Annotated in this window: 13 protein-coding genes; all 13 read right to left on the bottom strand. The window is 53.5% G+C overall.

Annotated features, from left to right (window positions below):
* Position 1: 1 nt before the first annotated feature.
* The gene (locus DNK34_RS05945) at positions 2 to 1,249 is read right to left on the bottom strand and encodes an O-antigen translocase (protein WP_131173503.1); all 1,248 of its coding nucleotides are present in this window, start codon (positions 1,247 to 1,249) and stop codon (positions 2 to 4) included.
* A gap of 3 nt (positions 1,250 to 1,252) precedes the next feature.
* The gene (locus DNK34_RS05940; protein WP_131173504.1) at positions 1,253 to 2,374 is read right to left on the bottom strand and encodes a DegT/DnrJ/EryC1/StrS family aminotransferase; all 1,122 of its coding nucleotides are present in this window, start codon (positions 2,372 to 2,374) and stop codon (positions 1,253 to 1,255) included.
* Positions 2,371 to 2,832, bottom strand: coding sequence for an acyltransferase (locus tag DNK34_RS05935; protein WP_131173505.1), 462 nt, complete (start codon positions 2,830 to 2,832; stop codon positions 2,371 to 2,373). The genes DNK34_RS05940 and DNK34_RS05935 overlap by 4 nt, the downstream gene beginning before the upstream one ends.
* Positions 2,832 to 3,230, bottom strand: a complete 399-nt coding sequence (locus DNK34_RS05930; RefSeq protein WP_131173506.1) for a sugar 3,4-ketoisomerase — start codon at positions 3,228 to 3,230, stop codon at positions 2,832 to 2,834. Before DNK34_RS05930 ends, DNK34_RS05935 begins: the two co-directional genes overlap by 1 nt.
* Positions 3,227 to 4,108, bottom strand: coding sequence for a glucose-1-phosphate thymidylyltransferase RfbA (gene rfbA / locus DNK34_RS05925; RefSeq protein WP_131173507.1), 882 nt, complete (start codon positions 4,106 to 4,108; stop codon positions 3,227 to 3,229). The genes DNK34_RS05930 and rfbA overlap by 4 nt, the downstream gene beginning before the upstream one ends.
* A 57-nt stretch (positions 4,109 to 4,165) precedes the next feature.
* A complete protein-coding gene (rfbB, locus tag DNK34_RS05920) occupies positions 4,166 to 5,224 on the bottom strand; it encodes a dTDP-glucose 4,6-dehydratase (RefSeq protein WP_131173508.1) in 1,059 nt (352 codons plus the stop codon).
* 69 nt (positions 5,225 to 5,293) lie between these two features.
* The gene (locus tag DNK34_RS05915; protein ID WP_131173509.1) at positions 5,294 to 5,722 is read right to left on the bottom strand and encodes a hypothetical protein; all 429 of its coding nucleotides are present in this window, start codon (positions 5,720 to 5,722) and stop codon (positions 5,294 to 5,296) included.
* A gap of 50 nt (positions 5,723 to 5,772) precedes the next feature.
* A complete protein-coding gene (locus DNK34_RS05910) occupies positions 5,773 to 7,047 on the bottom strand; it encodes a Wzz/FepE/Etk N-terminal domain-containing protein (protein WP_131173510.1) in 1,275 nt (424 codons plus the stop codon).
* Positions 7,048 to 7,787: 740 nt separating this feature from the next.
* Positions 7,788 to 8,921, bottom strand: coding sequence for a hypothetical protein (locus DNK34_RS05905; RefSeq protein WP_131173511.1), 1,134 nt, complete (start codon positions 8,919 to 8,921; stop codon positions 7,788 to 7,790).
* 109 nt (positions 8,922 to 9,030) lie between these two features.
* Entirely contained in the window at positions 9,031 to 10,545 is a 1,515-nt protein-coding gene (locus DNK34_RS05900) for an MBL fold metallo-hydrolase RNA specificity domain-containing protein (protein WP_131173512.1), read from the bottom strand.
* Between the two features lie 130 nt (positions 10,546 to 10,675).
* Positions 10,676 to 10,960, bottom strand: a complete 285-nt coding sequence (gene ihfB / locus DNK34_RS05895) for an integration host factor subunit beta (protein ID WP_131173513.1) — start codon at positions 10,958 to 10,960, stop codon at positions 10,676 to 10,678.
* Positions 10,961 to 11,144: 184 nt separating this feature from the next.
* Entirely contained in the window at positions 11,145 to 12,041 is an 897-nt protein-coding gene (locus DNK34_RS05890) for a DUF4351 domain-containing protein (RefSeq protein ID WP_131173514.1), read from the bottom strand.
* 463 nt (positions 12,042 to 12,504) lie between these two features.
* Complete coding sequence (rpsA, locus tag DNK34_RS05885) at positions 12,505 to 14,184, bottom strand: 30S ribosomal protein S1 (protein ID WP_131173515.1); 1,680 nt, start codon at positions 14,182 to 14,184, stop codon at positions 12,505 to 12,507.
* Positions 14,185 to 14,211 lie beyond the last annotated feature (27 nt).

Below are 14,211 nucleotides of genomic sequence, written 5' to 3'. Positions count from 1 at the left end.
ATTAGATTAATCTTTTAATTGATAAATATAAAAACATTCCAACGAAATGAAATAGATAAGTAAGTGCATGTGCCATTGCTACTCCTTCCACCCCATAGATTGCAGTGAGAGCACTTACAATCATATAAAATAATGCTGCAAAAAAAATCTCAGTAATTATAACAAATTTAAATGCAGCTTTTGCTATGAGTACATAACCTAGTAACCAGCTAGCAATTTTCAGCGTATCTCCTACCATTTGCCAAGCAAACAGTTCACGCATAGGGTTAAAATCCTGGGTGAATAATACGCCAATAATAAAGTCGCGCAGTAGATAAATTACCACGCCACAGGCAGCAGCTAGTGGCAGTATTATTTTGTAACCTTGGATAATTTCGTTCTTTATTTCAGACGGCTCTTTTAGTTCGGAAAGCCTGGGTAAGTAGTACAGGCTTAATGTCGTGGTTACCAACATTAAGTAAGCTGTACTTAAGCGCCACATAGCCTCCCAGTAACCAGCGGCTTGCAGACCAAAAGTGTCACCAAGGTGGGTACGGATGAGAATATGGCTGGCGGGAACACAAGCGGCACTGGTGAGTGCCATTGCAGTGTATTTGCTGAGGTTTAACAATACATTTTTATCTAAGCCGCCGAAGAGGTAACTGAATTTAAACCAGTCGGCCTTGCAGCAGAGGTATAAGGTGACTACAAAAGCAAAAGAAGGAAAGATAGCGAGCGCCGTCAGCGCACCGATCAAACCGAATTGAATGGCTAAAACACTGGTCACTACTAAAGAAAATAAACTTCCCGCTATGTTGGCAATGACATAGCGGTGAATTTCTTTTTTTCCGTTCAATATGGCCAATAACAGCGTATTGAATATATAAAAAACCAACGTGATGGAAAACCAGATGAACACAGCACTGTATTGTTCATCGTGTAAAAACCACTGGGCTATTGGTTTACTAAATACTAAAATGCAAATACCAGTAACTACCGAACCTAAAACAGCAATCGTGCCTGCGGTACGCCAAACTTGGCGTTGCTTTTCCTCCTCATCGTAATATTCAGCGGTGTACTTCACTACACCAGTATTTATGGCGCCACTGGCAAAGGCACTGATCATTTGCACAGCGTTTTGAAAGTTACCAATGGCAGCATAGCCAGCCGGCCCGACATAGATAGCCAGTATCTTATTCAGGCCCAGTAAGGTCAGCATTTTGATGACGACTGCAATGCCATTTAGCAGACTGGTTTTGATCAGGGTCATTGCTCAGTCTGCGCCAAACGCGTTGCAGGCGTGGATTACTGCTGAAACATCCTTATCTGTCATCACCGGGCTGATCGGCAGGCTCAGCACTTCCCGATGGATCGTCTCCGTGAGTAGGTAGCTCTGCCCGTTCCACTCTTGATAGGCAGGCTGCTGGTGCGGTGGAGTGGGATAGTGAATCAACGTCTGAATGCCGGCAGCACTCAGATGCTCTTGCAGTTTTTGCCGCTGCTGGGTGCGGATCACATAAAGATGGAATACATGAGACTCCAACGAAGCCATAGTACTGGCTGCAGAAATCGGCTGGCTGATAGCTGGATTTTTGATGCCTTGTGCATAAGCTATGGCAATTTCTTTACGGCGAACAGTGTCCGCATCAAGGTGTTTTAGCTTTACGCTGAGCATCGCTGCCTGGATCTCATCCAAGCGGCTGTTCACGCCTTGATAAAGGTTTTCGTACTTTTTATGGCTGCCGTAGTTGCCAAGCGCACGGATAGCTTTGCCCAGTTCGGCATCGTTGGTAGTAACCGCCCCAGCATCACCGAGAGCACCAAGGTTCTTGCCAGGATAAAAGCTAAAGGCTGCCGCGTGCCCCCAGTTACCTGCCTTGCGGCCAGCAATACTGGCACCATGCGCCTGTGCTGCATCTTCCAATACCAGGAGATTGTGCTGTTCTGCCAAAACCATGATTTCCGGCATAGGCGCCAGCTGACCATATAGATGCACGGCGAGAATAGCTTTGGTATTAGGTGTGATAGCAGCAGTAATCTTAAGCGGGCAAAGATTGTAGCTTTCTTGGTTCGGCTCCAGCAAAACGGGCTTCAACTGATTTTCTGTAATGGCGAGAATGCTGGCGATATAGGTGTTGGCCGGGACAATGACCTCATCGCCTTCTTTAAGTTTTCCCAGTTCTTTCCAAGCCCGCAACGTTAGGATAAGCGCATCCAGCCCATTAGCAACGCCAACCGCGTAGCTGGTCCCGCAGTAGTTGGCGAAGCCTCGTTCAAATTGTGCAAGTTCGTTGCCGGCAATGTACCAGCCGGAATCAATCACGCGCGCACATGCGGCGATCAGCTCATCGCGGTATTGGGTGTTAATAGCTTTGAGGTCAAGAAATGGGATCATTTTATATACCTGATAATTGTCGCTGGATTGCCGATAACAACGGCATAATCCGGCACATCTTTAGTTACAACTGAGCCAGCCCCCACCATTGCTTTTACACCGACGGTAATGCCAGGAAGAATCGTGGCATTAGCACCAATGCTTGCACCTTCTTTCAAAGTAATGCCAGAGAAGCTTTCGGGGTATTCTTTAGAACGTGGCATTAGGTCATTGGTGAGTGTGGCATTGGGACCGAGAAAGACGTTATCCTCGATCCGTGTGCCATCCCAAATGTAAACCCCCGACTTAACCGTCACATTGTCGCCAATGACAACATCTGACTCGACCAATGTATGCGCACAGAGATTGCAATTCTTACCAATCTTCGCGTGTGCAAAAATGACGCAAAATTGCCAGACACGCGTGCCTTCACCAATGTCTTGGCTCTTAACGTCAGCTAACGGATGGATGCTGGACATCACGCCACTACTCTCAAGAAGTCTTCGTAATTACGGATGTAATCCGCCTCGTCGTAATAATCACTCGCGAGCACTAGCAAAACACAATTCGGACTGAAGTCATGCATTTCATGCCAGATCATTTTATCGATTCGAATGGCTTTATTTGGGGTATCTAACCAAACTTCTTCCTTGCTGATACCGTCATCCATAACCATCCGGCATTGACCCGAGACACAAACGGCTATCTGCTCAAGCTCTTTGTGGGCGTGAAAACCACGCGCTACGCCATCCTTTGTGCCAAAAATGTAATAAACTCTCTTTATTCCGAAGGAGATACTCTTATCCCCCTCCATTACAATGAGAGAACCTCGGTCATCACCAAGAATAGGGAACTCAACAAGCTGGATAAGGCTCATGCTCGCTCTCCAGCCAGTGCCAGCAGGTATTGTCCGTAGCTATTTTTACTCATGGTGCACCCTATATCTCGAACCTGCTCAGCGGTGAGCCAGCCATTGTTGTATGCAATTTCTTCCAAGCAGGCGACCTTATAGCCTTGGCGCTGCTCTAGGGTCTCAACGAAATGAGCAGCTTCCAGCAGGCTTTGGTGTGTGCCCGTATCCAGCCAGGCGAACCCCCTTCCCAACAACTCCACACTCAGCTCTCCGAGCCCCAAGTAGGCATTGTTCACACAGGTGATTTCCAACTCGCCGCGGCTGGAAGGTTTTACGTTTCGTGCAATATCGATCACCCGGTTGTCATAGAAATACAAACCGGTTACAGCGTAATTTGACCTAGGCTTTGTAGGCTTTTCTTCAATGGAAATGGCACGATTATTTTCATCAAATTCAACAATCCCAAAGCGCTCTGGATCGCGTACTTTATAACCAAATACCGTCGATCCTCGGCCTTTCTCTGCACGCTGTACAGCCTCATTCAGCTTCGGTGTGAATCCCTGACCGTAATAAATATTGTCTCCCAGTACCAAACAAACGCTGTCATCGCCAATAAAGCTCTCACCAATCAAAAATGCTTGAGCAAGACCATCAGGACTTGGCTGAGTGGCATAGCTCAAGTTGATACCAAAATGGCTACCATCCTTGAGCAGGCGCTGAAAAGCTGACTGGTCTTCCGGAGTTGTGATGATCAGAATATCCCGAATACCCGCCAGCATAAGTACTGAAAGTGGATAGTAGATCATTGGTTTGTCATAAACAGGCAGCAATTGCTTCGATACCCCTTGCGTGATGGGGTAAAGCCTGGTGCCAGAGCCGCCGGCGAGAATGATACCTTTCACTGATACTGCCCTTTTGTTCGTCTTTGGGACTTGATGTGGCTTAGCGCGCTCAAGATCTTACTCATATTGCTTTGCAAGCCACTGACGGTAGCCACCGCTGGTCACATTCTCAACCCAGGGCTGATTGTCCAAATACCAACGGACGGTCTTGCGGATGCCGCTTTCGAAGGTTTCCACAGGCCGCCACCCCAACTCGCGCTCGAGCTTTCCTGCATCGATAGCATAACGACGATCATGCCCAGGGCGGTCTTTAACGAAGGTAATCTGCTCGCGATAGCTCACACCGTCCGAGCGAGGTTGCTCGTCATCAAGAATCGAGCACAGTGTTTTGACCACCTCCAGGTTGGACTTTTCATTCCAGCCGCCTACGTTATAGGTTTCACCAATGCGGCCCGCTTCGAGCACTCGACGGATGGCGCTGCAATGATCCTTAACGTAAAGCCAGTCTCGAATCTGCAGCCCGTCACCGTAGATCGGTAAAGACTTACCCGCCAGAGCGTTGTGAATGACCAGAGGAATGAGTTTTTCCGGGAAGTGGTAAGGTCCATAGTTATTCGAGCAATTGGTAGTGAGTACTGGCAAACCATAGGTATGCAGATAGGCACGAACCAAGTGATCCGAGGCTGCCTTTGTAGCCGAGTAGGGACTATTAGGTTCATAGCGATTGGTTTCACTAAAAGCAGGATCGCTGGCTTCCAGGCTACCGTAAACTTCATCGGTCGATACATGCAGGAAGCGGAAGTCGGCCGCTAATTCCCCATCAAGCTTTTGATAATAGCTACGTGTAGCCTCAAGCAGGCGGAAGGTGCCAACCACGTTCGTTTGCACGAAGTCTTCAGGCCCAAGAATCGAGCGATCCACATGAGACTCGGCGGCGAAATTGATGACAGCACGAGGGCGATGCTCAGTCAGTAGGCGAGTGACTAGGTCTGAGTTGCCGATATCCCCTTTAATGAAAACGTGCCTTGGGTCGCCTTCAAGAGAGGCTAGATTTTGTAGATTGCCAGCATAAGTCAGCTTGTCGAGACTGATTACGGGTTCATCGCTTTGCGCTAGCCAATCGTGGACGAAGTTAGTCCCGATAAAACCGGCGCTGCCAGTGACCAGAATACTCACGTAAGTGCTACCTTTTTCCGCGAACGACTTGGCTTTTGGATTGTACAGCAGGCCCCAAAAATTCGTTAGTCACTTATACCACCAGAAGCTCACTACAGACCTCCGCTTAAGTCCAGGCTCAATTATCTGCCTATAGGTAACTTCCACAGGATTATAATTTTCCTTTTTGTAAAGCACACTAAATTTATTAACTTGCGACGACTTAGGCGTTCGCACATACCCATCTAGATCGAGGATTTTATTAACCTCTTGATCAATTGACTCAGAAGCAGCATCTATATCAAAATAAAAATCAGCATAAGGAAAAACTTTTCCATTCTTTCTTACTTCACCAGAATTATCCAGGTAGGGCTTCTTACCAAAATCCAGACCTACCCCTCCCGGCAGGTAAATCGCAGTCTTGCTCTGACTTGCATCTTCCACCTTTTTTTCAACAACAGGCTCGCAGGCACTTAAAGGCAACAAGCAAAACAACAAAAATGACAATTTTAATTTCATAAAATCCGCTCCCTGAACATCAACACCTTACAAAGAGAAAGAACAGCAGATCAATCTACCCGCCCGCCTCTAGACATTGAGAATGAAATTAGTGCTGCAAATACTCCTAACATGCACCCGAGCAGCAAACCTCCTACCAAGATCAAAACCTTCTTTGGCCTTATTGCCGCGCGCGGATATACAGCTTGCTGGTCGACACTAACAAGCTGCAATTCTGCAAGGTTTAAATTCAGCGATTTTAATGCAGTAGCTTCTTTGTTCCACTTTGCGTAATCCCCGATAAACAAATCCTCATCACCCCGCTGCTTTAGCAGTTCGATCTGACGGTTCTGTTCCAACATACGCAATTCAGACTGGATCTTGGCTATACGTGGCTCGGTAAAATCATCGGAACGGCGCTTCTGCAATGCATTACGTTCGGCCTCCAGCGCCTCACTGCCCATAAAGTAGAGGGGAATCTGCTGATTGTTCACTTCGGTACGGATTACATTACCCGAGCTCTGAAGCTGAGCGGTTTGTCCTAAGGCGGAAGGCGTACTGGGCTTTTCAATGCCCAGGGACTTGGCGATCAGAATGGCTTCGTTCAGTTCCGCAATACGGTTATCTCGGCGAGTGCGCAGTTGTTTGCGCAAGGCACCGAGTTCGTCGTTCAGTTCGGCGCGCTTGAGTTCATCCGCCTCATTGAGCTCGGCAATCCGGGCTTTCTTCTCAGCCTGGTAGGCGGCACGCTCGGCCGCCATGCGCTGCTCCAACTTGTCCTGGCGATTTTGGATGATCACTTCCACATCCTTGGCGATAGCGATGCGCTCCTGCTGAATCACGTAGTCGATCAGGCCGTTGACTACATCGGCACCCTGCACACCCCAAGGATAGGTATAGGCCAGCCCTACGTAAGGAAAACCACCATCAGTCCTCTTCGGATCCGGCCGCAGGATGTCGAAGCTGTCGTTGATCTGGTTCAGGCCCTGCTCGGCGGTCTGGCCTTCGTTGATTGCATCCGGGCCGAACAGATCCTGATGGCTACGGTAGTAAGCCAGACGGTATTCGTAGGAGCTGATACCCGAGCCGACACGCTGCAGCGCTTCTTCGGGCGTCAGTTCGTAAAGGCCGGAGGCATTCAGCTCGTCCAGCACGTTCATTGCCACCGGGCGCAGTACACTCTGGGTCTTGTAATACTTGGTAGCCAGCAAGGCATAAGCGATGGCGATCAGGGTGACAACCGCGGTCACTCCCACAATGAGCCATTTGCGCGCCCACAATGCACGGATCAGTTCGCCGAGATCGATTTCATCGTTCTGCTGGCGGATATTGGGGGATTGCGACATCGGCTCGGTCATCCTGTTTCAAAGCGGCTGAGGAAATATTTGCACAGGGTCACCGCAGGGTAAGCGCGGAACCATGGATGCTGTGTCGCGGCCAAGGATCGCTGGCGATCACAAGCATCAAAAGGAAAGCAGGGCTGGTGCAATACGGGCACAGGTCAGGGCACAGCCAGATTCGCGCCGCGGTGATCGTAAAATCACAGGGATGCTGGCCAGGGGCCAACGGGTGAAGCAACAGGCATGGCGCAACGCTTACGCGGGTAAGCGAGCGGTAGCTCTCTGGGGAAATAGCTGGGTTGGGCATCGTTATCGCGGGATCCGGCACTACCATCGCCGTCACTTCAGTCCTATTGAGCCCGCGCTCTGGCGAAGCTGTGCTATCTCCCGGAGGATCACAGCCACTCCCTGAAGGAAGAGTTGAGATCACATCGGCACGCTTGGTTAACTAATTCGGGCGTAGCCCGTAGGGGTCTCGTTCGACCATGCCCCTATTTAAAAGTTGGTCATTTTAACCATTCTTGAGCAGTAAGGGGCCAGATATGTGAGGGAAATCTCACAGGGTTTGCCGCACTGCCCTTCCTGATGGCTCAACCTGGGTCTTTTCCGACCTTAACGGATCTCGGCCGTCGACTGCAGTTGCTCGCCAATACCCGTGCCTGGCTTGCCTTGGCGCTCGCCTCACCATGCAGCAGGCGTATTTCTTGCTGCTATTCCTGCATGGGGAGCCCGGCATCGATGGCAATTCACGCTGGCTCGGATCGCTTGGGCAGAAGTCGTGCCAGGGTCGTGTTCGTCAGCAGGCACCGCTCGGAGTGTTTCGGCCAATCCTTGAGTCCGGTTTTCACCAGTTCTGCCGGACAAAGCAACAGTACGCTGCCAAAGCCAAACAGCTTGAAGGCTTCGATCCTGGCGACGCCTTCCTGCCTGGCCTGGATCGACCATTCGCTCGTATCCAGCTCACCGAGCATATCCTTGTCGGTGAGCAGGTAGGCCCGTACTTGGTTGTCACGCATGCCCATGGAGTTGGCGGCAGCATAGGTGATGATGCCCAGCGTGGCCGGCGACAGCATGAGATACAGAAGCAGCGCTCCGGCCATGCTGGCCAGGCTGACCTGCCAGCGTCGCACCAGATCGCCACGTGCCTTGTAGAACGCCCACACGGGCAGCAGCACCAGGATCATAGAACACACCGCGGTCAGCATCAGTTGTCCCACTGCATCGGGGGTATCCTCTCCTCGATACGCCATGAGCACCATTTGTGCGGGAAAGACCCCAGCCACCACTGTGCCCATCAAGGCCAGGAACAGAAAGAGGAGCAGCAACCAAGGAGATGTCCCCTTGCCTTTTTTCGGCTTGCGGGCGGAACGCCCAACCGGCATGTGCAGGTTGGGGCTCATAAGGTAGAGCAGCAATGTGGCCAGGGCAGTGACCAGGCCGACCGTGCCGGCTACCCTCTCGACGCCCCAATCGGATCTCCACAGAATCAGGCCGCCAAAACAAGCGTACCCGGCCGAGACGATGAACAGGAGCGGGTTGATCGCCCGGCGCTGCCAGCTGTGATGACCGTTGAGCATCGAAACCGCCAGGGCGAATAGCACCGCAGCGCTCGCCATGATGAGAATGAAGACAATGGTCATCAGCCCTACGGAGCCCAGCCACACGAGCAGCATGGACTGATGCGCCGCGGCGGCCTGGAAGAGATCCGTGCGACCAATGGCATGGGTGTAGCAGAACAGGCTCGCGAACCCCGCCAGTAATCCAAGCAGACCGAGCAGCCAAGCCAGCGCTCCCCAGTGATTCAGAACGCGCTCGAGTCGCGATTTCGAATGAGACACGTCCATTGGTGTGGTTAACGCAGTTCGAGAGATGGCGGTCATCGGAGCTCCTATCCGGTTCGAGAGCGAAAAGACGCATGTTATTAGAAACATACGACAGGATAGGTCGCGTCCCAAATGGCTCCCGGATTACGCCTACGGCTAATCCGGGCTACATGTGTTCCGCATCGATAGTGAGCGGCAACCCCTTCTTTGCGTATTCCGCGCGCAACGCTTGCCGCAGGGCGGCTTTTGCCTGGGCCTCGCCATGCACTAGCAGGATCTCGCCAGGCCATTGCTCCATATCTGTCACGAAGCTGAGCAAACCCACCTGATCGGCATGCGCCGAGTAGCCGCCGATACTGGCCACGCCCGCGCGAATGTCGTAGCGCTGGCCGTCGAGCTCCACATATCCGTTTTGAGGCCCGAAGCGTTGGATGGCATGACCCGGTGTACCCCGGGCCTGATAGCCGACGAACAACACGTCGTGTCGGGGATCGCCCAGCATGGCCTTGAGGTAGTTGACGATACGCCCACTGGAGCACATGCCGTTGCCGGCGATGACGATGGCCGGGCGCGCGCTGCGCGCCAGATAGGAGAGGATCTTCTGGTGATCGGCGTGACTGTCGACCGTTATCAGTTGCTCGAAGGCCAGCGGCCGCCTGCCGGACTGCACGCGGGCTTGTGCTTCTTCGTTCCAGAAGTCCTTTAGCTCGCGGTAGGCCCTGGTGAAGCGGCTGGCCAGCGGGGAGTCGAGAATGACCGGGAGCTGGGGCCAGTTGATTTCCGGGGCTGGCGCCTGAGGGCTCTCTGTATCGCTGCCCTCTCCCCTGGCCCCTCTCCCGGAGGGCGAGGGGAATTGGTCGGCGGCGCCTGGAGCGCGGCCATCGAGCTTTTTGCTGTGGATGATGTCTTCCAGTTCGTAGAGCAGTTCCTGGGTGCGGCCGACGCTGAAGGCCGGGATCAATACGGTGCCACTATCCGCCAAGGCGTGTTCGATGACCTGCTCCAGACGCTGACGGCGGGTGCTGCGATCCTCGTGCAGGCGATCACCGTAGGTACTTTCCAATACCAGGATGTCGGCGCGCGGCGGCGGCACGCAGGGCCTGAGGATCGGAGCATGGGGCGCCCCCAGGTCGCCGGAGAAGACGATGCGCCTGTTCTTGCCACTCGCCCGGTAGTCCAGGTCCACTTCTACGTAGGCGGACCCGAGCATGTGCGCGGCACGCTGTAGTCGCACGCGGCACAGCAGGCTCTCGGAATCGCACAAGGTGAACCAGGTGCCGTAGGGTAAGGCGATGAGGCGCTGCTGTACCTGGCTGATATAGCGTTCGACCTGTTGCTGGTCACGGCTGAATGTCAGCTTGAAGGCATCTTCCAGCACGATGGGCAGTAGTTTGGCCGAGGGCTCGCTGCACAGGATCGGCCCCTTGAAGCCCGCGGCGAGCAGGTAGGGAATACGACCCACGTGATCGGCATGCACATGGGTAACGATCAGCGCGATGATGCCATCCAGGGGAAATTCGATGGCCTGGTGATCGGAACCCGCTCCCAGGCTCGATGTATCAGCGCCTTGGAACAGGCCGCAATCGATCAGCAGGCTGTTGCCGGCCTCCATGAATAATTGATGACAAGAACCGGTTACGCCGTCTTTGGCGCCGTGATGGGATATATGGGGAAAGTCCATCAGTTAATCCATTAACTTTTGGGGGAAGCCGAGCCAGGAGCGCCTGGATTGGTCTTGTAACGGAATGGCTACCGCAGGATCGTGACGATGGATCCAGAATACAACTGCTTATCGGGAGCGAAACAGAGCCCTATTCGTCTTCGTTGACCCGGTCACGCAGTTCCTTTCCAGGCTTGAAGTGCGGTACGAACTTACCATCCAAACGCACGGACTGCCCGGTTTTCGGATTGCGGCCGACGCGTGGCGCGCGATAATGCAGGGAAAAGCTGCCGAAGCCACGGATCTCGATCCGATCACCCGTAGCCAGCGCCTGGGACATCTGCTCGAGCATGGTTTTTATCGCCAGCTCGACATCTTTGTTTGAAAGCTGCCCTTGGTGGGTGACGATTCTTTCGATCAACTCCGACTTGGTCATACTTTTCCCTTCGTTTTCAAGCGGCTATGTCACTCGATAGAAGGGTTTTAGCATGCTGATCAGCTTTTGAACAGCCTAAAAAACAAGGTGTTAGCAAAACCTAGGCGCCTATAGCGCATACAGGCCACCGTTCAAGCAACCCACTCCCCCACCAATCTGTACCACACGGGCGAGCACACTCTACTCAATGGCGGGTGAACACTTCCTCCAACGTCTTGGCATCGAGAACGTTTTCCGCCCAGCGCTCCAGATCTTCGGTACCCGCTTGCTGCAGACGCTGCTCGATGGTGGTATCCAGAGGGCCGAAGCGACGGCTCAACAGCCTCATGAGCACGGTCAGTTCACCTTGCTGAATGCCCTGCTGCATACCTTGCTCCAGCAGGCGATCGGTCAGACGGGTCATGGTGCGGTTCTCCTGCGGGTAACGGTCTCGATATTGGTGCATTTCATTATCATCCAGGGCTGTATAGATGTCGATGAAGTCCAGGTACTTGAGTTGCTTCTCAGGATCGGGTTCCAGTTCGAGCAGGCCGCGGATGGCCTGGGCGTAGATATCCACCTTGTGCCGCGGATTCCACTGCATGTTCGGCAAGTTGAGCCGAGCCACCAGGTTGGCGCTTTGCAAATGGGCATCAACCGGCGTTTCGGCCAGGATACAACGCAAGTAGGTGAACGACAGGTAGGTATAGCGCTCGCTACCCAGGTGCAGATGCAAGGGGATACCCGTATTGCCACGTAAAAAGATCACCACCGGCACCACCCGGCCGGTCTTCAGCAGATCCGCCAGATCCAGGCAGTAGTGGGCCAGGCGGTGAATGGAAAAGCGCGCGGGATTGGTTTCTTCTTCCAATACGAACAAGAGTGCTTCACGGCGGCCATCGGGCCATTCCACCAATAGCGGCACATCCAGCTCATGGAAGCGATCACCCAGGCGTGACTGCAGCTGTTCCTGACGAACCGGGGTAATGATCGCCGTTTGCAGATCGAGGGCTTCGTCGGCCGCGAAAAACTCCAGGGCCTGGCGAGGATAATCGAGAATCAGATTCTTGAAGTTCTGGTCGTGACTGTTTTTCCTTGTCATGGGTCTCCTCCTTTAAACTGTACTTATATACAGTGACGCAATAAATCAATAGAGGAGCAACAGGCGGTAACCGATAGACGGCAGTGAATCGGTGGAAGAGAAGAGCGTCTTCCACCCTACGACTCACCTTCGCAGTCATGGTGTAGAGCACCGGCCGCGTAGGAGCGTCGACCTCGGCGCGATGCGATTGCAGCCATTCATGCAAATCGCGGTGCGGCCCACCATTCGCTGCGGGGGCGCAGCTCCTACAGAAGAGTGGCAGGCTCATCCTCCGTGTAGGAGCGTCGACCTCGGCGCGATGCGATTGCGGCCATTGGGGGATCGCGTTGCGGCCAGCAATCGCTGCGGGGGTGGCAGCCCCTACAGACGAGCAGCAGGCTCACCGTCCGCGTAGCCGGGCAGCTTTTCTGCAGACACAAAAAAGGGCGACCGAAGTCGCCCTTTTTCGCTGGATTACCCGAACTCAGTTCTGGTTTTCCATTTGCGCACGGATCAGATCACCGATGGTGGTCGGACCGGAAGTTTCAACTTCCTGCTTGCGCATCTCCTTGATGGCTTCCTTCTCGTCTTCAACGTCTTTCGACTTGATCGACAAGCTGATCACGCGGCTCTTGCGATCCACGCTGATGATCTTGGCTTCCACTTCTTCGCCTTCTTTCAGGACGTTACGCGCGTCTTCAACGCGGTCACGGCTGATTTCGGAGGCTTTCAGGGTCGCTTCGATGCCTTCGGCCAGGGTGATCACAGCGCCCTTGGCGTCAACTTCCTTCACAGTACCGCGAACGATAGTGCCTTTGTCGTTGACAGCAACGTAGTCGGAGAACGGATCTTCTTCCAGTTGCTTGATGCCCAGGGAAATGCGCTCACGCTCCGGATCGACGGAGAGGATGACGGTTTCCAGCTCATCGCCTTTCTTGAAGCGACGTACGGCTTCTTCGCCGACTTCGTTCCAGGAGATGTCGGACAGGTGAACCAGGCCGTCGATGCCGCCATCCAGACCAATGAAGATACCGAAATCGGTGATCGACTTGATGGTGCCGGAGATCTTGTCGCCCTTGTTGAACTGGCCGGAGAAGTCTTCCCACGGGTTGGTCTTGCACTGCTTGATACCCAGGGAGATACGACGACGCTCTTCGTCGATGTCCAGAACCATGACTTCCACTTCGTCGCCAACCTGAACGACTTTCGACGGGTGGATGTTCTTGTTGGTCCAGTCCATTTCGGAAACGTGTACCAGGCCTTCCACGCCTTCTTCCAGCTCCGCGAAGCAGCCGTAGTCGGTCAGGTTGGTCACGCGCGCCATGACGCGGGTGCTTTCCGGGTAACGGGCCTTGATGGCAACCCATGGGTCTTCGCCCAGTTGCTTCAGGCCGAGGGATACGCGGTTACGCTCGCGATCGTACTTGAGAACCTTGACGTCGATCTCGTCGCCAACGTTGACGATCTCGGACGGGTGCTTGATGCGCTTCCAGGCCATGTCGGTGATGTGCAGCAGGCCGTCGACGCCACCCAGATCCACGAACGCGCCGTAGTCGGTGAGGTTCTTGACGATACCCTTGACCTGCTGGCCTTCCTGCAGCGATTCCAGCAGGGCTTCGCGCTCTGCGGAGTTTTCGGCTTCCAGGACACTGCGACGGGAAACGACAACGTTGTTGCGCTTCTGGTCGAGCTTGATGACCTTGAATTCGAGCTCTTTGCCTTCCAGGTGAGTGGTATCACGCACCGGACGGACATCGACCAAGGAACCTGGCAGGAACGCACGGATGCCGTTAACGTCGACCGTGAAGCCGCCTTTAACCTTACCGTTGATAACGCCCTTGACCACTTCCTCGGCGGCGAAAGCTGCTTCCAGAACGATCCAGCACTCGGCGCGCTTGGCTTTTTCGCGGGACAGCTTGGTTTCACCGAAGCCATCTTCAACCGCGTCCAGCGCTACGTGGACTTCGTCACCAACCTTGATGGTCAGCTCGCCTTGTTCGTTGAAGAACTGCTCCAGAGGGATGACGCCCTCGGATTTCAGGCCAGCGTGAACGGTAACCCAGTCACCGTCGATGTCGACCACGATGCCAGTGATGATGGCACCCGGCTGCATGTCCAGGGATTTCAGGCTTTCTTCAAAAAGTTCTGCAAAGCTTTCGCTCATGTTGATTCCTGTTGATCGGGCGGGGAT

The organism is Phytopseudomonas dryadis (assembly GCF_004327355.1).
Classification (GTDB): domain Bacteria; phylum Pseudomonadota; class Gammaproteobacteria; order Pseudomonadales; family Pseudomonadaceae; genus Aquipseudomonas; species Aquipseudomonas dryadis.
The sequence above is the reverse complement of the archived record's forward strand: the minus strand, read 5'-3'. Positions and strand labels throughout refer to the sequence as shown.